The sequence below is a fragment of the Lysinibacillus sp. NPDC096418 genome (genome assembly GCF_044762775.1).
Lineage (GTDB): Bacteria > Bacillota > Bacilli > Bacillales_A > Planococcaceae > Lysinibacillus.
The window spans coordinates 59941-78364 of the sequence record NZ_JBIWEY010000022.1 but is presented as its reverse complement, the minus strand read 5'-3'; the positions used below and the strand labels follow the sequence as shown (position 1 = coordinate 78364).

Sequence of the window (18424 nt, the reverse complement as noted above, 5' to 3'; positions counted from 1 at the left end):
AATTTTATTATTCCATTTAGAATGCATAAAGGAGTCCTCCTTGTTTGATGATGGGTCAATGGTCGTTGACACTCATGCATCATACTAGAGGGCTCCTTTTCTTTCAAGACCTCGAACATCCTTCAAACAGGAATGCTGCTTCGTTAGTTGAATAGCAACAATCTTTTTGAAAACAGCTTCATTAAAAAAAGATTGAAGCAATTAGCCCCAATCCCACTCACACATTCCTGTACACACGCTCGCCTCAACCTGTATTTTTTAGCCCTAAAACAGCCCTAATTTCGCCCTGAATCAGCCCTAAAACCATGCTTTTCTATGCATTTTCTTGCATCGATAGAATATCGCAGATGAGTGACAAACCTTGATATGATAAGGATTTAGAGGTTTTAATGCTATATTATGCGTAATAATAATACATTTGTCATATGTTTCATGTGTTTTCTGTAATCTATATATACCAAGGCTTGAAGGGTTATTCGTTAAAAATTCGCCCTAGCCTCCACTAAACTACGACTGAATACCGCTACAGACTCTTGTTCCATTTCTATTAACATGTGTGCGTAAACTAAATGGATTATTCGAGGCGGATAACCTTATTGAATATAGTTATACGAAATAAGAATTATAAATAATTTAGCTGTTATTTATAATATGAGACCTCTTATATCCATTTTATTACCACTTATCATGTAAAGAGAAATTCTAATGAAATTTAGTGCTACATTATGTACAGAGGAAAGAGGTTGCATTGAGTGAATCAATTAAAAGAAGGGAGTAGAATTCGTATTAGATAAGGGGATATTTGTATGTAAAAACTAAATTTTAGGAGAAGGCAAGATGAATAAAAAAACGTGGCTTTTATTTAGTGGGCTAGCTATTTTAATTTCTGGTTACTCCATTGTTCAATATTTGATTATGGATGCGCATCAAGCGGGGTTTGTTAGATTGAAACTTATGTTTATTTCTACATTGAATTCATTTTGGTACATAATGCTTTATATACATATTGTATTCAGTATAATAGCGTTAGTAATAGGTCCCTTTACATTATTCTCGAAGTTTAGAGAAAAAAATATCAATCGTCATCGACTGTTTGGGAAAATTTATATGATAGGTATTTTATTCGGCGGTGTTTCAGGGCTTTACTTAGCATTTTACGCTACAGGTGGATTGGTGTCACAGTTGGGTTTTGATTTCCTATCTATATTCTGGATGATAACAGCAGCCCAAGCGCTTGCTAAAATAAAACAAAAAAAAATACATGAACATCAAAAGTGGATGATAAGAAATTATTCTTTAACTTTTGCAGCCGTAACATTAAGAATTTGGCTAGTTTTGTTCACTGTACTATTTGGATTTGAAAATTTTAGTCTTAGTTACTCTATGATAGCTTGGCTTTGTTGGGTGCCAAATTTAATCATTGCAGAATTGATTATACAACGAAAGTGTCAAGTAAAAGGCACTTTATTAAAATATCAAAAGACCACTTCTTGATGGGGGATATGTCTTATTTAACCTAATTGGGGGTCTGAGCGGCTTTTGGAAAATACTTTGTAAGTGAGTAGAGGACGGTTGTGTAGAAGATTCGGATGAAATGGCTTTATTATGTAACAGTTTTATGGGCATACCGTATGATAAAACTTTATATAATAATTAAATTAGAAGATGTATTAGGACCCTGCAAAAATACAGAGTGTGAAATTTAATTTAATTAACAAACCTTGAATATTATGGCTGGTTATTTTACTGTGGATGAACAAATAAAAAGATTGAAGATTACTAGCCCCAATCTTACTCACCCATTCCTGTACACACGCTTGCCTCAACCTTTATTTATTAGCCCTAAAACCATGCTTTTATATGGATTTTTGATTGTATAAAGCCCTCTTATTTGTGGTAAGAGGGCTATTTTATATAATTGGTTGAAATGTGGAAAGGATGTTTGTCCAAGTCATTGACGTAGTTGAATAAACTAATGTCTTAAATTTTGCTAAATAGTGAAACACATACTTCGGTAGGTGTTTTTTACTTATCAGATAAATGTACGTGAAATGCGTAGACAAACTCCATAAGGCATATTTCGATTGCCTAAAATGCAATAGAGTGTATGTCTGTTGTAATAGAGATGAACGAGATAGAATGCTAAATAAGAAATGGAAATGAAATCTCGCTTTCTTTCCGGCACGGTGGCGCGCCTTTTAACGTCTTCTTGGAGAATTAATGGGAGATTGGCTGAATGTCTCATGTGCTGAAAATCGTTTCAATGCTATGTGAACTGTCCGTTAAATGGAATATACTTATTTGATTGACATTATTCTTGAGTCATTCACTCCATTTTGGATTGAGTTGTTTGGGCGCTACCATGATACCGAATATAGGGAGATCTCTGTTTATTCTTTGCTTGAAACCAAAGAGTTCAAAGGACTCTGGAGTATGAAATTAACTCGTTTATATAAAAAGTTGATCTTTTATTGGCATATTGTTCCAGTGTCGATACCTGTAGGACCGTTAAATCCAGGAATTGTATCGATGACTGTATTTGTTGCTATATCTATGACAGACACAGTTTGATCAGCCTGGTTTGTGACATAAGCGAGTGTCCCATCTGGCAAGATGGTTACTTGGTCAGGAGATGATCCTACAGGGATTGTATCGATGACTGTATTTGTTGCTGTACTTATGACGGATACAGTATTAGCGCCTTTATTTACGATATAAACAAGTGTTCCATCAGGTGTAATTGCTGTTCCTACAGGTCCTGTTCCTACAAGAATTGTAGTGACTACCGTATTTGTTGCTGCATTAATTACAGATACAGTGTTACTATTTTCATTTGTAACGTAAGCAAATTGCCCGCTCGGTGTGAAAACAATTGATCTTGGGCGAATTCCTACTGGGATTGTAGCAACCACGGCATTTGTTGTAGTATTAATAACGGATACTGTATTTGAGTTTTCGTTTGCAACGTAAGCAAATGCACTATCTGGAGTAAAAGCAATTCCTTGAGGTTGGAGCCCTACTGGAATAGTAGCGACTACCATATTTGTTGCTGTACTTATAACAGATACAGTGCTATCTCCATGATTTGATACATAAGCAAGTGCCCCGTTTGGTGAAATTGCGACACCAAGAGGATCATCGCCCACAGGAATCGTAGTGATTGGCGTGTTTGTTGCAGTATCAAAAACCGTTACATTATTCGATAAGAAAGCCGGAACATAACCAAAGGCTCCATTTGGTGTAATCGCTATTTCTAGTGGACCCGATCCTACTGGAATGGTAGCGACGATAGTATTTGTCGCTGTATCAATTACTGATACCCTATTATCAGGAGTAGCTAACTGACCAGCGTCTGTAACATATACGAGAAAGTGGCAAATTGGTGGTTCAGGTATAAATGGTGGCTTAGGACAACGACAATTACAACAAAAGCCACAACAATGACAGCGACAACTTGGATTTGATTTAAACTTGAATTTTATAATACTTTTCTTTTCTTTTCTCACAAGACACACCCTTTCTATCATATATTGATACTATATGTAAAAAGAATTATTTATCTTGTACGTTTACCTAAGCAAATGCTTCTAAAAAATGTCGTTTGGTTGTTTATATAATAGTGTTTGCTGGTGATACACCGAAGGCTTATTTAACAAGAATGACATTTAAATGAACACTCTGGATATAGATTACTAAGTGCAACATTATTACTAGAAATGAAATTTAGTGTAGAGGATATTTTCGAGACTCGATCGAATTTCTCGCGAATAAAGTATGAAAACCTAATAACTATTAAAATAATTTTTACAGTAAAAAACCCTTTCCATTAAAGTAGGAGAGGGTTTGCGACTTTCCCGTATTTATTACTTTCATCCGAAATTTTAAACGGATCATATTATCAATTTCCATGATGAAAGCGTCATTAAATTATTTTAATTCTACAATTTCTCATCAATTTTAATTTGTTTTTTTATGGTCCCCAATAATTAACTGCAGCTATTTAGTCAGATGCTTTTCTATTCAAAACATTTTCCACTACACACAAATCATTATTTACCGAATAGATCGTTTCTTGATTACCTTGAATTGATAAAGCATGTAAAGAACCACCAAATACAGCCCCGCCATCAATGCCGATTTTAGTACCACAAGGGGATATCCATACCTTATCACTTCCATCTTTATTCAGTTTATCAGTAGTGGTATGTCCAAATACGATTGTTTTACCAGTTTCGTTTGTTGCATTATGAAAGGGTCCTCGTATCCAATAGAAGTCTGATTCGTTTGTATTCTTCCAATTAGCCAAAGATAAATTAACTCCCGCATGAACAAATATGTAATCTTGCCACTCATAATAAAGAGGGAAATTTCGAATAAATGCAAGCTCATCTTTAAACTTTTTTTGTGCCATCTCAGCTATTTCAAGAGGTCTATATTTGCTTACTACATCCTCTTTAAAGAATGAACGTAACGTATCCTGACCGCCATGTGGATGATGGTTAACATAGAATTTGATAGGTACTTCATCCGAATCTAAAGGTTTTTCACTAGAATCTACAGGCTGTTCAAGCCACTCTAAGAACATTTTTTCATGGTTGCCACTCAACACAATTGCTCCGTATTTTTTCCGTAATTCTTGAGCTAATTTAACAACAGCATAAGAGTCTTCACCTCTATCAATTAAATCCCCAAGTAATACTAATTGTTGATTATCTGGATTCCATTTTTTTATTAATTCTTCGAACATCTCAATTTTTCCGTGAATATCACCAATTACAAATACATTTTCCATTATGTCGTACCTCTCTGTTTTAATTCGATTTTTCAGTAGCAATTATAATATATTTTTTCTATCAAAAAAACTCATATATGAATGCGTAAATTATTTTGCAATAAACATGAAAGATGGTTCTCTTTCATTCAAGGAAAAAGCGGATTGTGGATTGGAACATAGTTATGCACCTAGTCAAAGATTGCTTTCCTGTCGATCCCTACAGATCAATTGAAAAAGCTTGCATTTAACTTAAATAGTTACAAGTGGGATTTACACATTAGACAATGTAGTTTAGTGAAATTTAAAGCATAACAAACCCTAAATAGCCATTAAGAGAGCACAAGGAGCAATTGCCTTAGCGCTCTCTTCTTTTTATATAGGCAACTTTAACCCAAACCAAGAATAAGCCCTTCAATCGTTGAATAACATATAGTCCGTAGGGGATATACTGTTTGGGAGGATATTGGTGAAATGTGGATGGAATACAATGCTTTTTAGATAGGAAGGATGTGTTTATGAAGACCATTATTGTGAAGAAAAGTCTTTTGTACCGTTATCAGACCATTGGGCAAGCGATTCTAGATGCGGAAGCCGGTGATCAGATTGAAATTCACGGTGGTATTTATGAAGAAATCGTTGATGTTTCGAAACGCCTTAAGCTTTATGGAAAAGGGGATGTCACGATTAAAGGCAGTGTATTCATTCGATACAATGTAAACGCTGAAATATGTAATGTTCGCTTTAGCCAGGGGCGAGGTATGTATGTTAAAGGGAATTTACATTTGGAAAATTGTGTGGTGGAACAACAAACAGGGAGTGCACAAGTCACAGTTAATTATGGTAGCTTGGCGATGAAAAATGTAGATATACTAGGTAACTCGTCAACTCAATACGGCTTGAAAATAGATAATGGATCCAGTGTCATGCTGGATACATCTACGATTCAACATCACTCTAAAGCACAAATCATTGTGCAAAATAGTGAACTTATGATGGTACGTAGTAAGTTGTTAGAGGGGAAAGCGAACGGAATTTTCGCACTGAAAAATGTACAAATGGAATTAATGGATTGTGAGATACATGGGCATGACAAGGCACAAATTCTTCTAGCCAACAGTACATTGGCGGTAAAAGGTTCACAAATTCATCAAGGGCAAGACACTGGAATTCAAGCCTTAGAAGGTTCAAAGGTAGTGATGGATAATTGCGAGGTCAAACAGCATAGAGGGGCAGATGTCATTGTATACCAAAGTGAGCTGAGGGCAGTGAATTCCGTCTTTGCAGATGGGCCTGGTAAGGGGATTTATGTAGGGGAACTGTCGAAGGCTATTATTTATGACTGTAAAATTATTGGTCATGTGAAGCCACAGATATTTATCGAAAATAGTAGAGCGGAAATACGTAAGTGCAATGTGAAGAATGGAAATGCAACAGGTATTCATATCGTCAATGAAGCGGATGTCGTTGTAGCGGATAGTGAAGTTGAACATCATAATCTGTTTCATGTAATAGTCGATTCGAGCGGGTTACAAATGGAAAACACAGTGATTCATCATGGTCAGTCGGGTGGTATTTTTGGTAATGAACATGCGAAAATAACGCTTAAGGAAACGACTATTCGTGAACTTAATAATCATTTGGTGTACTTGAATAATTGCAGATTATTTACGGATGATTGTACGTTTTCACATATGCAAGGCAACGGGATTTCTTGCATTGATTCTATTTTTGAAATTGCGAACAGTCGATTTAATGATTGTCTTCATGGACCGTATTCTATTCTGTGGTCGGATAAATCGATTGGTCGTGTAGAAAATAGTGTAGTCGATGAAACAGAGCGTACGTTTTTTGCGGTTACGAATGGTTCGCTGATTGAGATTATCAATACAAATTTAGCGAATGTTAAGTTAGGTGCAGTCGTGCATGAAAATAGTAATGTATACGTTAGAGGACATCATAATGATGCGAAATGGCAACGAGATGCCTCATCAAGAATCGTTAATACCGCATCGATGCCACCAGTATCAAAGGAAAAAGTTGAGCGAATCGTGAATATTATTAGTGGACCGGAAGTCACTGATCTAGAGGAGTTAGCAAAACATTTTCGTATTCCAGATGTTTTAGTGACGGAAGTTCAGACCATGATTCGTAATGATAATATAAAGAAATCCATTTAGAGTATCGATAAAAATTAGGAAAGGTCGAGTTGTTTCAACAAATAGTTGGAGACGACTCGTTTTTTGTTCCTTAAAAAGGATATTTGGCTGATATACGATCTTGATCTGCACTAAAACGGTTAATACTACTAGTAATAGTTGGTTTAAACCTCTAATAAAATGGGTAATACAAAAAAGAGACCTATGATTTTAAAGTCGAACACCAAAGGATTTTAGTAAAAATTCGTTATGAATAATAGAGAGATTAACTAAGAGTCATTCATGAAATACAAAAACTAAACTACGTGATTTTGCTTATCTGCAGCGACTAACTCAAAAAAAATTTTATAAAAGGGCCTAGTACATTTCTAGCAACAGTTTGATAAAAGTAAACAGTTACTAATTCATCTTTGGATGCTGTAATAATCCATTTTGGTAAATGATCTGTAGGCTGTAAGAAAATCCATGAAAGTGACGTATTTCAAATTGGCGAATCGCAAGAATTTATCTTGAATACTTTGGTTTAGAGCATGTTTTGTTAACTGTTCGCAATTGAAAATAAAATGATATTCACCATATCTTTCAAGATACCTTACTTATTTTGCATCAGAAGAGGGAAGTCCATAATACATAGCTTCACACCTTTTAGATAATGTATGAATAGTAGTGAAAAAATCTCCTAAACAAAAATTAATGCTTCATGTTAGGAGATTAGTTGCCTCGAAAGAAAATGAACATATAAAAAAAATGACGAGTTTGTTAAATCTATTTTATTATGCACTGCATGAATGATGAATAACTTTTCTCTCATAGGTCCACAAATAACTACACTTTTATAAAGATTATGGATAACCGAGGGTTCGAGTATATGATCTTAATAATAATAGTTATTGACGAGGAGAGGTAATAAAAAGATAGTTTGATGAATTGCAAAGTTTACATTATGTAATTTAGTTTAGTGCTATTAATGGGCTTCTTTCAGTAATCCGTACTTGGTTTTTATGAATAGTAGGATTTGTCAGCAAGTACATATTTTAGTCTAGAGCTTATTCATCGGTAGGGAAATAGAACTTGTAAATGTATTGATAAATAGTTCTGAATAATTATATAATGGGTATAAATGTAACTATTTTATATTTTTGGTTGATAGTCCTATTATCAGGGGTTTGTAGTTTGTTTATACTTAGAGGAGAGGTGAAACATAAATGCTGGGCTTTTCAAGAAATGAAATATTGGCATTACTAGAAAGGACAAAAATTGGAGAAAGTCAAAAAAATGCAATTGCTGATATAATTTATGTTAATAATCAGCGTATTGAAAAAGATTTAGCTTCTATCATAGACCAAATTTTGGTTGAAAGAGAACGTGATTTAATTAACAATTGTTTCCATTGAATGGAAATTAGTATTTAGGAAATTGTGTTACATAACCTTAAGTTTCAATAAAAGAAATCGCATCCTTATGTGTTTTTATTCACACAAGAATGTGATTTCTTTTCTTTTTAAGGAAAATTTTACAACTAATTGTATACTTTTTGGGATCTGAATGGTTATATAAGTGAGTTAACTATAATACGGATATCCAAAAGTTGGTGAAGTATGAAAAAAGAATGGGAGCGTTTGCTGCTGGCGCATGCAGAAGTCATTTTCAAATATTTACTGAAAATAGGGGCTACAAAAGAAGATGCAGAAGATGTTGTGCAAGAAGCTATCATGAAGACGATTGAATGCCTGTCGACAATCCAACCAGAAAGTATACGAGCATGGTTATTCAAGGTTGCACTTAATCGTTATTATACGATGTACAATAACCAAAAACGTACAACATTTTTAGGGGAAGAAGAAATTGAAAACTTAAAATCAGCCCTAGATGATGTCGAACAGCAATATTTACAAAAAGAACAAAACAAGAAGGTCATGGAAGCTTTGCAGGGTCTACAGCCAAAATTTCAACAATTATTATTGCTGAAATATGACATGGATCTTTCCTATAAGGAAATTGCTTCGATTTTATCAGTAAGTGAGTCGCATGTAAAAACCTACTTACAGCGAGCTCGGAAAACATTTAAAAAAGAATGGGAGGCACTTGGGGATGGAGGATCTTTTTAATAAAGAGAAGATGGAAAAGACGATAAAGAAGGCGAAGCGGTGTGGAACATGGAAAACAGTACTTATTACGTTTACAGTACTTGTTGTCACTGTTATTAGTGGCTTGATGATAAATAATTCAGTTCGCCGTAACTTGGAAATGCCAGTGCGATTATCTTTTGAGCATTTCCAAGAAATCGCAGGTGCAAACGAATTTATAGGGGTAACGAAGTATTACCCAGGCATTTTGGGTGGTGAAAATCATTATAAAACATTTAAATATATCGAGGGCAAAGTTGTGCCTACAGGCGAAGGTGCTTATGGCTACGGCTTTTTACGAAATGAGAAACTAAATACAGGACAAGAGTCACCAATAGTCTTTACAGCTAGTCATAGTGAAACTGACTTAGAGTATCAGCATTACAATGATTTTGGGCAACGTGAAATGCTGTTTTTCTATCCGTTCTTGCAATATAAAGAAACACATAATGATTTAGCGTTTTTGCCTGAAATTGGGGACGATAAAATAATGGAGGTCGCACTGTCTTTTGATAAAGGTTACAAGGTGGATGAGGCGCTTTCTATAATTCCAAAAGAAGTGACAGCAACGTGGCTTTGGGTCAAGGACGTTAATGAAACAGATGACTTTACAATAAAGAGTTATAGTAACGAAGGGGAAGTAGACGGGACTATCAATCTCCTGCGTTCAGAGCATACCGTGTATGGCTTTTCACTCTTAACCTTTAATGGCAATCCGGCAGATCAACCAGCTGAGCAATTTGTTGATTCTATTAAAGATGGTAAGGATTACAGAACACGTTGGCAAGGAGAGTTTAAACGGTTAGAAAAAGTCATTGGTGGTGAAGATGAACTCTCTGCTGATGATATTGTCATTTACGGTGCAGTGGTTACTGGTAATAAGGTGACATTAGCAAGCTTACAAAATTTAGATTTTATAAAAGCATCATCTCTTGGTGCCATTACGGATAAATATTAAAAGATAGCTTGTTAGCATTTCAAGCTAACAGGCTATTTCCAATATCCATAATTACAAAGATTTCGTAAAGCAAATAATGCGGTTAGCTTCAGTAAATCCTAATTTTAAATGCACTGCTAGACTTTTAGTGTTGTCCAGTTCACAGTCACTAGCAAACTCCTTGCAGCCATTCGTTTTAGCCCATTGTTCGCAACTTGTTACAAGTTGTTTGGCAAAACCGTGTTGTCGAAATTCTTCTTTGACAAAGAGACCTTCTAAATAACCGACTGGGCTTGAATTTGTGCCCTCTACATAATCTGTTCGCAGTTGACATTGTGCAAAACCGACCGCCTCTGTACCCCGAAAAGCAAGGAAAATTACAGCATTTTCTGATGCAATATACGCTGCCATATTCTCAGTGAATTCCGAAAGTGTATGATTTGGCCAAAGCAGTAGTGCTAATTGTGCCGATATTTGTGCATCTTCTTGTATAGCTTGTTTAATCATTAAATACGCCTCTTTCAAAAATTATTTCTGATATGGAAAAACTGAGTGCATAAACAGTTGTTTCCTTCTTAATTTAATACTAAATGCTTCATGGAAACGTATCCCAATTATAGCGTTATTTTTTAAAAAAGCATTGTCAAGGGGTTCTATGATAATAATCTCTAAAAAGTTCGACTACTAAAAAGGCGTTTTAGTATATTAACAGAATTAAAATAGAGAAGGGGAATATGAATGAGAGAAGGAACAACATGTATAACTAATACAGAAGGGTTTTCAATTTGTACAGATAAATCGCTATTACAAATTGATGTGATTCATCATTTTTTAAGTAAAGAATCCTATTGGGCCAGGGACATTGACTATACCTTGGTGGAAGCAGCAGTTGAAAATTCTAGTGTTTGCTATGGTATCTATGAAGGAGATATAAATAGCGATTATTACATTCAAATTGGATTTGCTAGAGTAATTTCAGATTTTGTGCGTTTTGCATGGCTTTCGGATGTATTTGTGTTACCCGAATATCGAGGTAGAGGCCTTAGCAAGTGGCTCATGAGTATTATTGTAAGTGACCCCAAATTAAAGGGAACTAACTTTAACTTAGCGACATAAGATGCACATTCTTTATATACTCAATTTGGCTTTAGACCTCTAGAAAATATAGAAAAACGAATGGCAAGACCATTAAATTGGGATGAAATTAATCGTGGCTATGGATTACTTCCACAAAATAAATAACTTTAGAATTAATCAAAATATGCAAGCATGATTTGGAATAGGGTAATAACCATATATCCACTTTAGGTCTTAAATTAAATCAATAGATATAGAAGTTAACATATTCGAGGAGGAAGGGTATAAATGTCATTATTACAAAGCTTGATCGAACAAGCTAAAAATCCAAAAGGTTTTGTAGGTTCTACTATGTTGTGCATTATGAATACGGCACATAGTGGGATGACAAAATGGGTAATTCAAAGCGGAGCTATCCAAAATGGAGATATCGTATTAGATATCGGCTGTGGGGGTGGGAAAACCATTCAGACCTTATCAAAAATCAATAAGCAAGGTAAAATCTATGGGATAGATTTCTCTGAACAAGCTGTAAAAGATTCCATAAAAGCTAATAAAGAAGATGTAAGTAGTGGCAAAGTAATTGTAAGGCAAGCGAGTGTTTCAAGCATTCCTTATCCTGATGAATTGTTTGACAAAATAACTGCTTTTCAAACACATTACTTTTGGCCAAATCTAGCAACGGGTGTAAAAGAAGTATTTCGGGTATTAAAAAAAGGCGGACAATTTATGATTATTTCTGAGATCTACAAAATTAATTACCATATGAAATCATATAAAACTAAAACAGAAATACGACAGTTATTCGAAAGCACCGGGTTCCAGACGGTGGAAATATTAGAAGATACGAAAAAAGGATGGCTGTATATTACAGGAATTAGGTAGTTGAAAAATGCGAATGTGTTCATTTTCTTTTAATGATTCTAGAGGTGGAAAGAAAAAGACAGATCATTTTTGAAAAATACCTGTTAAAAGATAATTTATCTAGATTTTATAGAGTAGGTAGTAGGAGGTGGAAGCCATTTCTTTTTATTACTTAGTTTTATTAACGTAGCCCCAAGTACTGCTTTTTTCATGTGGAAATGAGCGTACTTCCTAATGTTATCTTCGTTAATTTCCTCTCCAAGAGCTGCGCTAGTTGTAACTAAGCTAGAAGCGATATTCATTGAAAGTGCCGCGCTAATGTCCGAATCACGTGTACGCGTTCTTACTTGAATTGCTTTTGTTTTCGCCTTTGAATGTACAGTTAGCGCAGGGGTGGGTTTGATTCCTATCTTTATTAATTGTTTTTCTAAATATCTATTTTCCTCTTTTAAACATTGTGTAAAATCAGCGATTACTCTTTTCATTTCTCGATCTGTTGTTTGATTGAAAAATGCTTGGTTCGCTACGATAAATCCATTATTCGAACCGAGATGCTTCCATATTGTGAAAACTTTACTATGCTGTGAAGACCCATTTTGTAATCCCATAAATGCACTTCCTAACTAAAATTGTAGTTCTTTCGTTAGAAAATAGGATGTGCAATAAAATTATATTTATTCATTTTTTTCCAAAATAGTAAAGTTGATTATCCAGGATTTTTCTCATTTACTGTAAGTATTAGTAGTCTGTAAATGATATATATCCCAAGATAAGCTCCAGTTATTAAGAAGAAAGGATTAAGAAAAATAGCATGAATAGTAGTCATGAAGACTGCATCATCGACTATGATTTGGTAGATAGATGTAGATGCAATATTGCCAAAGATACTAGTTGAGATAACCGCGATTACATTAAAAATCATTCGGGATTTTATCCATTCATTTTGTAGATAGAACATAATTATAGGGATCGCAATGCTTGAAATGACTAATAAAACTTTAATTAGTGCCACTCCTCTCATCGTACTATTCTTAATTATCACCGTATTACTAGAAGTGTAAACTAGGAAAAGAGTCTGAGAAGGTATATGTTTGTGATAAATAATCAAGATTGAATTCGAATCCATACACTTCTTTTGTATCAGTATGAAAGATATTTATTATTGAGAGGCAAAAACATAATTGTCAATTTTAATAAACATGTTTATAATAGTGTTAATTGATTACAATTTATGGAGTGATTTGATGGTGAAAGATATTTGTAATGAATTTCAATATGAAATGTGCTTCAAAATGAGATATGTTCGACTTAACGACAGAAAAAAAGAGTACATAGAAAAATTTCAAAAGGCAAAAGTTGACGGCATGATTTTAGAAATTGGTAAGGCATGTAATGAGAGATCTGATGACGATTTTTAATGTCTAGACAGAATTAACTGAAAAATGAGAATGATTAGTTTTTAGAAAGAGAGTATCTTAGTTATTTACAAAAGCATGGCCACCTATAATTGTGCGGTTATTTTGGAGATTTTTTGGCATTAGGGAACTTAACCAAAGGTGTACTAAATAATTGTTTGAATATTATTATTGGACAAATGGGTTTGCTAGGTTTATACTAAGGTTAATAAGTTAGTTCCTTCATTGGAAATATTGAATTCACCTATTACAAAGAGTAATCGTGTTCATTCGGTACTTTTTGTAATATGTGAATTTTTTTTATGAAGAAATTATATATTAAAATGAATTTTTTGGAGGTTTTCTTAAATGAAACAAGGTACAGTAAAATGGTTTAACGCAGAAAAAGGTTTTGGTTTTATCGAAGTAGAAGGTGAAGCAGACGTATTCGCTCACTTCTCAGCGATCCAAAGCGAAGGTTTCAAATCACTTGACGAAGGTCAAAAAGTTGAATTTGAAGTTGAAGATGGTAATCGCGGACCACAAGCTAAAAACATTATCAAACTTTAATCGTTTCTAATGGACTAGCATGTCAAGTTATGAAAAGAAGCACTCATCACGAGTGTCTCTTTTTTCATACTTTGTATATTAAGCGAGAATGTATAGTCAATCAAATCGGCACAAGTGTTAGGTAGTTTTAAAGGAGCCATTTCAACAGCGAAGTGCCTCCTTTATGCTTTTCCATGTCCTGAATCCTTTTATTCAGTTCAACTGTATAGTAATAATTGGGAATGAAAAAGACAATGCAAGCATGTGCATTGTCTTTTTCTTATATTATTGCGCTTTTCACGCCAGTCCATTTTGTAAATAAGCGCTCATTGACCGTTAGAGCATATTGAACGATTGGTCCAAGTCCAAATGCCATCAGTACTGTTCCCAGTCCGACTGGTCCACCGAGGAGAAATCCAAGGACAGCGACAGTTACTTCTATTGTTGTACGGGAGCGAGTAACACTCCAACCAAGTCTATGGACAAAAAATAACATTAAAGTATCGCGTGGCCCAATGCCTAAATTGGCGACCATATACATACCACAACCCCAGCCAAGTAAGATTAGTCCAATAATAAAAATAATTAGCTGCGTCCAGAAACCATTAATGTCTGGAAGTAGGTAGTTGAAAATATCGATGAAAATCCCTGTTAAAAACATATCTATAAATGTTCCAGGAAGCGGCAGTTTCTTTGTGAAAATCATATCAAATGCTAAAATCGCTAAGCCAATAATGATTGACCAAGTACCAATTGTTAAGCCTATTGATTTGGCAAGTCCGATATGTAATACATCCCAAGAGCCAACGCCGAACATTTGCCCTTTAATTGTTAATGTAACCCCAAAGGATAAAATAATGATGCCGCTAAAGAAAAAGAGGCATCTCATCAAAAATGCTTGCTTCATAGTAAATCCCTTCATTCTGCATATTCATGTTGTCCAACAAATTATTATAGCAACATATTGTAAAGAATAGGGAAGATTATTATTTCGTATTTTTCTGAAAAAACTGTTTAATATAGTGGGAGAAGGGCAAAATATACGAGAGAGGATGGGATATAATGACGTCTGTACGAGATGAGATTCTAGAAGTATTAAATCGTGAAAAAGTCGGAACGATGGCTACTGTAGAGAATGGAAAGCCATACTCCCGCTATATGACATTTCAACATGAAGACTTTGTGTTATACACAGTCACAAATAAACACTCAGAAAAAGTAGAAGAACTAAAGAAAAACCCGTATACACATATATTATATGGTTACGAAAATAAAGGATTTGGGGATGCATATGTCGAGATTGAGGGTAAAGTAACTGCATTCGAGGATGAAGGTATAAAAAACAAATTAACTGAATTTTTTACAAGTATTTTCATTGGAAATACAGATGAAATGTTGACGTTAAAAATTGAACCGATTCGTATGCGACTGATGAACAAAAAAGGTGAGCCACCAAAAGAATTAGAATTTACAACAGAATAGCTCGTGAGGAAACGACCACATTAATGGTCGTTTTTTATAAAGATTGATAAAGAGTAATCAAGTCCAATAAATCTGAGAAGTTGACCTATAAAATGCAAAACCGATCTTATAACCATTTAAATATAGGTTGAATCATAGTCATTATTCCTGCATGATAATTAAAAGGAAAAAGGGGAGTGTGTAGAATGATAGTACGACAACAGCTTGCACAAAATATACTAGCGTCTCAAGGAAAAGTAAAGGCAGACTTTATTTTACGTAATGCACAGGTTGCAGATGTTTTCACATTAACATGGAAACAGGCAGATATTGTTGTGAAAAATGGACAAATTGTGGCACTAGATACAGAACAACGTTTCCAATCATCTCATGAAGAAGATGCGAATGGAAGTTATGTTGTACCAGGGCTTATTGACGGGCATATACATATTGAATCGTCGATGTTAACCCCAGCTGAATTTAGTCGTGTGCTGGTGCCACATGGCATAACGACAGTGATAACAGATCCACATGAGATTGCCAATGTCGCAGGGGCAGAGGGCATTCAGTTTATGCTTGATGATGCAAAAAAAGCCGATATGGATATTTTTGTGATGCTACCTTCAAGTGTGCCAGGCACAAGTTTTGAAAATGCAGGGGCAACGTTAGCGGCACAAGATTTAGCATCTTTTTTTGCACATGAAGATGTCCGTGGATTAGCTGAGGTCATGGATTTTCCTGCGGTGTTAAACGGTGAAGCAGGTATGCTAGATAAAATACTAATGGCACAACAAGCTAACTTAGTGGTAGATGGACATTGTGCAGGATTATCGAGTGAGCAAATAACTGGCTACCGTGCTGCTGGTATTCAAACTGATCATGAGTGCGTGTCTGCAGCAGAAGCTTTGGATCGTGTCGCACAAGGTATGTATGTTTTGATTCGAGAAGGTTCAGCTGCGAAAAATTTACGTGATTTATTGCCAGCTGTCAGCTCTGCGAATGCACGTCGTTTTGGCTTTTGTACAGATGATAAATACGTGGATGAGCTTATGGATGAAGGTAGCATTAACTTTGATATTGCAATGGCGATTGAAGAAGGAATGGAGCCACTTCAGGCTATACAAATAGCGACGATTAACGTTGCAGAGTGCTATCGCTTACATGACCGAGGTGTCCTAGCACCGGGTTATAAGGCGGATTTTGTATTAGTTGAAGATTTAAAAGAAATGCGTGCGAAGGCGGTTTGGAAAAATGGCGTGAAGGTTGCTGAAAACGGCGAAATGTTAACAAATCGCTTGGCAACCAAGGTGCCTGATCACATTCAGCAATCGGTGCATTTGCCATCTATCACTAAGGAAATGTTTGCGATGCCTTTTATAAAAGGTACAAGAGCAAATGTGATGGAAATAGTGCCAAATCAGCTTATTACAAATCATTTAGTTATAGATGTACCAGTGAAAAATAAGATGTTTGTGCCTTCTGTGGAGCAGGATTTACTGAAGCTAGCTGTTATTGAGCGCCACCATGGACTTCACACAACAGGTCTTGGCATCGTTAAAGGTTTTGGCTTACAAAAAGGTGCCGTTGCGACGACTGTTGCACATGACTCTCATAATGCACTGGTAGTTGGTACAAATGATGAGGATATGGTACTCGCACTTGAGCGTATGCAAGAAATACAAGGCGGCTTTGTTATCGTTGCAGCTGGTGAAGTTTTAGCGGAGATGCCGTTGACAATAGGTGGATTGATGACTGATGTGACAGCAGATATAGCAAAACAGCAATTAGCAGATTTACATCAGGCATTACATACGCTAAATCCAAACTTAGATTTCCATTTCTTATTGACATTTTCGTTTGTTGCGTTACCAGTGATTCCAGCTTTAAAGCTAACCGATACAGGATTATTTGATGTAACTACATTCCAACATATTTCAGTGGAAGTGTAATAGTGAAAACAACCTGAAAGCAAAAAGCGCTCAGGTTGTTTTTTATTAAGTGTTATTAAGCGATGAATTAATAGAGTTTAAAAAGTATCTGGATTATTTTGTATGTTATTATTTGACTAAAGAAACAACTTGTTGATAAAATCGAGTTGTTACTTTTGTTTTCAATTAAATGGAATGTCAGCGATCATAAATTACTTAATTGAACGTAAAGGATGACTTATCTAACATAGCTGACTTGTTTTGGCGAGGACTTCAGCGCTGTCATTCCAGGTAATTGGATCTAGTAATTTATTAATGGAAAACTATATAAAGGGGTTATGTAGACTTGAAAATTTCTGTTGGATTATTTGGATTTGGAAGAACTGGTTCAGTAGTAGCGAATGAAATCATCAATGATGTGGATTGTGAATTAAAATGGATAATCAGGGAATCTACTAAAAATGAAGGGGAATATGGAAGCCACTTACTCGGCCATCTACATAATGAAGGTCGAATATTTTCAATGCAACATGTAGATTTCAACCGCTTTTATGAGGAACATAAAGTCGATGTAATCATTGATTTTTCAAATTCATGTGCTGTTAATGAATATCAACATGCAGTGAAATATGGAAGTCGAATAGTTTCAGCAATTTCCAATTATGACGCAAAAGATGTGGAAAAGTTAAAGGAATTAAGTAAGCAAACAGCCATTTTATATTCACCAAATATTACATTAGGTATTAATTTTTTGATGGAGGCCTCGAAGTTACTTCAAAAGATCGTGCCTAATGCAGATACCGAAATTATTGAGGAACATTTTAGGGATAAAAAAGACGTTTCGGGGACGGCAATTAGAATTGCGGAAGCATTAGGATTAGATAAAGAACAACACATTAATTCAATCCGTGTTGGGGGTATTGTTGGTAAACATGAAGTAGTGTTTGGACTTCCAAATCAGACAATCCGTATCATTCACGAATCACATAATCGGGCTGCTTTTGGGCAAGGTGCTATATATGCGGCTAAATGGATTATGGGGCAAGATGTTGGTAGATATAGTATGGAACAAGCCCTGTCGTTAATTATGGACAGTCATTCGAAAGATGAGCAAAAAACTGATGAACTGCAACGCGAACTAACAACTTTGGCTTAATC

At 35.1% G+C, this 18424-nt stretch carries 16 protein-coding genes and 1 pseudogene; 12 read left to right on the top strand and 5 right to left on the bottom strand.

Translation table 11 applies throughout. The features are described from left to right. Positions 1-837 precede the first annotated feature (837 nt). Entirely contained in the window at positions 838-1494 is a 657-nt protein-coding gene (locus tag ACIQZG_RS15905; protein WP_402756462.1) for a DUF2306 domain-containing protein, read from the top strand. Between the two features lie 974 nt (positions 1495-2468). Here ACIQZG_RS15905 and ACIQZG_RS15900 read toward each other — a convergent pair. Together ACIQZG_RS15900 and ACIQZG_RS15895 are read right to left on the bottom strand one after the other, a co-directional pair. After that, positions 2469-3410: pseudogene (locus tag ACIQZG_RS15900) on the bottom strand (beta-propeller fold lactonase family protein); the annotation flags it as partial. 590 nt (positions 3411-4000) lie between these two features. Continuing rightward, entirely contained in the window at positions 4001-4792 is a 792-nt protein-coding gene (locus ACIQZG_RS15895; RefSeq protein WP_402756461.1) for a metallophosphoesterase, read from the bottom strand. Positions 4793-5289: 497 nt separating this feature from the next. Here ACIQZG_RS15895 and ACIQZG_RS15890 point away from each other — a divergent pair, with 497 nt between their 5' ends. From ACIQZG_RS15890 to ACIQZG_RS15875, 4 genes are all read left to right on the top strand, one after another. Next, positions 5290-6951 (top strand): right-handed parallel beta-helix repeat-containing protein, encoded by a 1662-nt coding sequence (locus ACIQZG_RS15890; protein ID WP_402756460.1) that lies wholly within the window; start codon positions 5290-5292, stop codon positions 6949-6951. A 1184-nt stretch (positions 6952-8135) separates the two neighbouring features. Beyond that, a complete protein-coding gene (locus ACIQZG_RS15885) occupies positions 8136-8324 on the top strand; it encodes a hypothetical protein (RefSeq protein WP_402756459.1) in 189 nt (62 codons plus the stop codon). Between the two features lie 204 nt (positions 8325-8528). Then, positions 8529-9038 (top strand): RNA polymerase sigma factor, encoded by a 510-nt coding sequence (locus tag ACIQZG_RS15880; protein WP_402756458.1) that lies wholly within the window; start codon positions 8529-8531, stop codon positions 9036-9038. Beyond that, the gene (locus tag ACIQZG_RS15875) at positions 9022-10014 is read left to right on the top strand and encodes an anti sigma factor C-terminal domain-containing protein (protein WP_402756457.1); all 993 of its coding nucleotides are present in this window, start codon (positions 9022-9024) and stop codon (positions 10012-10014) included. The genes ACIQZG_RS15880 and ACIQZG_RS15875 overlap by 17 nt, the downstream gene beginning before the upstream one ends. Positions 10015-10065: 51 nt before the next feature. Here ACIQZG_RS15875 and aac(6') read toward each other — a convergent pair whose 3' ends face one another. After that, entirely contained in the window at positions 10066-10500 is a 435-nt protein-coding gene (gene aac(6') / locus ACIQZG_RS15870) for an aminoglycoside 6'-N-acetyltransferase (protein WP_402756456.1), read from the bottom strand. 231 nt (positions 10501-10731) lie between these two features. Between aac(6') and ACIQZG_RS15865 the strand changes: the two genes are divergently transcribed. Together ACIQZG_RS15865 and ACIQZG_RS15860 are read left to right on the top strand one after the other, a co-directional pair. Beyond that, positions 10732-11109 carry a GNAT family N-acetyltransferase gene (locus ACIQZG_RS15865; protein ID WP_402756455.1) on the top strand — a complete coding sequence of 126 codons (378 nt, stop codon included), beginning with the start codon at positions 10732-10734 and terminating at the stop codon, positions 11107-11109. A 249-nt stretch (positions 11110-11358) separates the two neighbouring features. Further along, on the top strand, positions 11359-11955 hold the full coding sequence (locus ACIQZG_RS15860; RefSeq protein ID WP_402756454.1) for a class I SAM-dependent methyltransferase: 597 nt from the start codon (positions 11359-11361) through the stop codon (positions 11953-11955). Positions 11956-12050: 95 nt separating this feature from the next. Here ACIQZG_RS15860 and ACIQZG_RS15855 read toward each other — a convergent pair whose 3' ends face one another. Then, positions 12051-12542, bottom strand: coding sequence for a DUF3231 family protein (locus ACIQZG_RS15855; RefSeq protein WP_402756453.1), 492 nt, complete (start codon positions 12540-12542; stop codon positions 12051-12053). 636 nt (positions 12543-13178) lie between these two features. Here ACIQZG_RS15855 and ACIQZG_RS15850 point away from each other — a divergent pair. After that, the gene (locus tag ACIQZG_RS15850) at positions 13179-13352 is read left to right on the top strand and encodes a hypothetical protein (RefSeq protein WP_402756452.1); all 174 of its coding nucleotides are present in this window, start codon (positions 13179-13181) and stop codon (positions 13350-13352) included. Between the two features lie 345 nt (positions 13353-13697). Beyond that, positions 13698-13898, top strand: coding sequence for a cold-shock protein (locus ACIQZG_RS15845; protein WP_053583403.1), 201 nt, complete (start codon positions 13698-13700; stop codon positions 13896-13898). A gap of 259 nt (positions 13899-14157) precedes the next feature. On the opposite strand, the gene ACIQZG_RS15840 is transcribed toward ACIQZG_RS15845, so the two are convergent. Beyond that, on the bottom strand, positions 14158-14784 hold the full coding sequence (locus ACIQZG_RS15840; RefSeq protein WP_402756451.1) for a YczE/YyaS/YitT family protein: 627 nt from the start codon (positions 14782-14784) through the stop codon (positions 14158-14160). 155 nt (positions 14785-14939) lie between these two features. On the opposite strand from ACIQZG_RS15840, the gene ACIQZG_RS15835 reads away from it, so the two are divergent. The 3 genes from ACIQZG_RS15835 to ACIQZG_RS15825 all read left to right on the top strand — a co-directional run bounded on the left by ACIQZG_RS15835 (position 14940) and on the right by ACIQZG_RS15825 (position 18422). Further along, complete coding sequence (locus tag ACIQZG_RS15835) at positions 14940-15359, top strand: pyridoxamine 5'-phosphate oxidase family protein (protein WP_402756450.1); 420 nt, start codon at positions 14940-14942, stop codon at positions 15357-15359. Between the two features lie 185 nt (positions 15360-15544). Beyond that, entirely contained in the window at positions 15545-17287 is a 1743-nt protein-coding gene (gene ade / locus ACIQZG_RS15830; protein ID WP_402756449.1) for an adenine deaminase, read from the top strand. Positions 17288-17612: 325 nt separating this feature from the next. After that, the gene (locus tag ACIQZG_RS15825) at positions 17613-18422 is read left to right on the top strand and encodes a 4-hydroxy-tetrahydrodipicolinate reductase (RefSeq protein WP_402756448.1); all 810 of its coding nucleotides are present in this window, start codon (positions 17613-17615) and stop codon (positions 18420-18422) included. Positions 18423-18424: the final 2 nt, after the last annotated feature.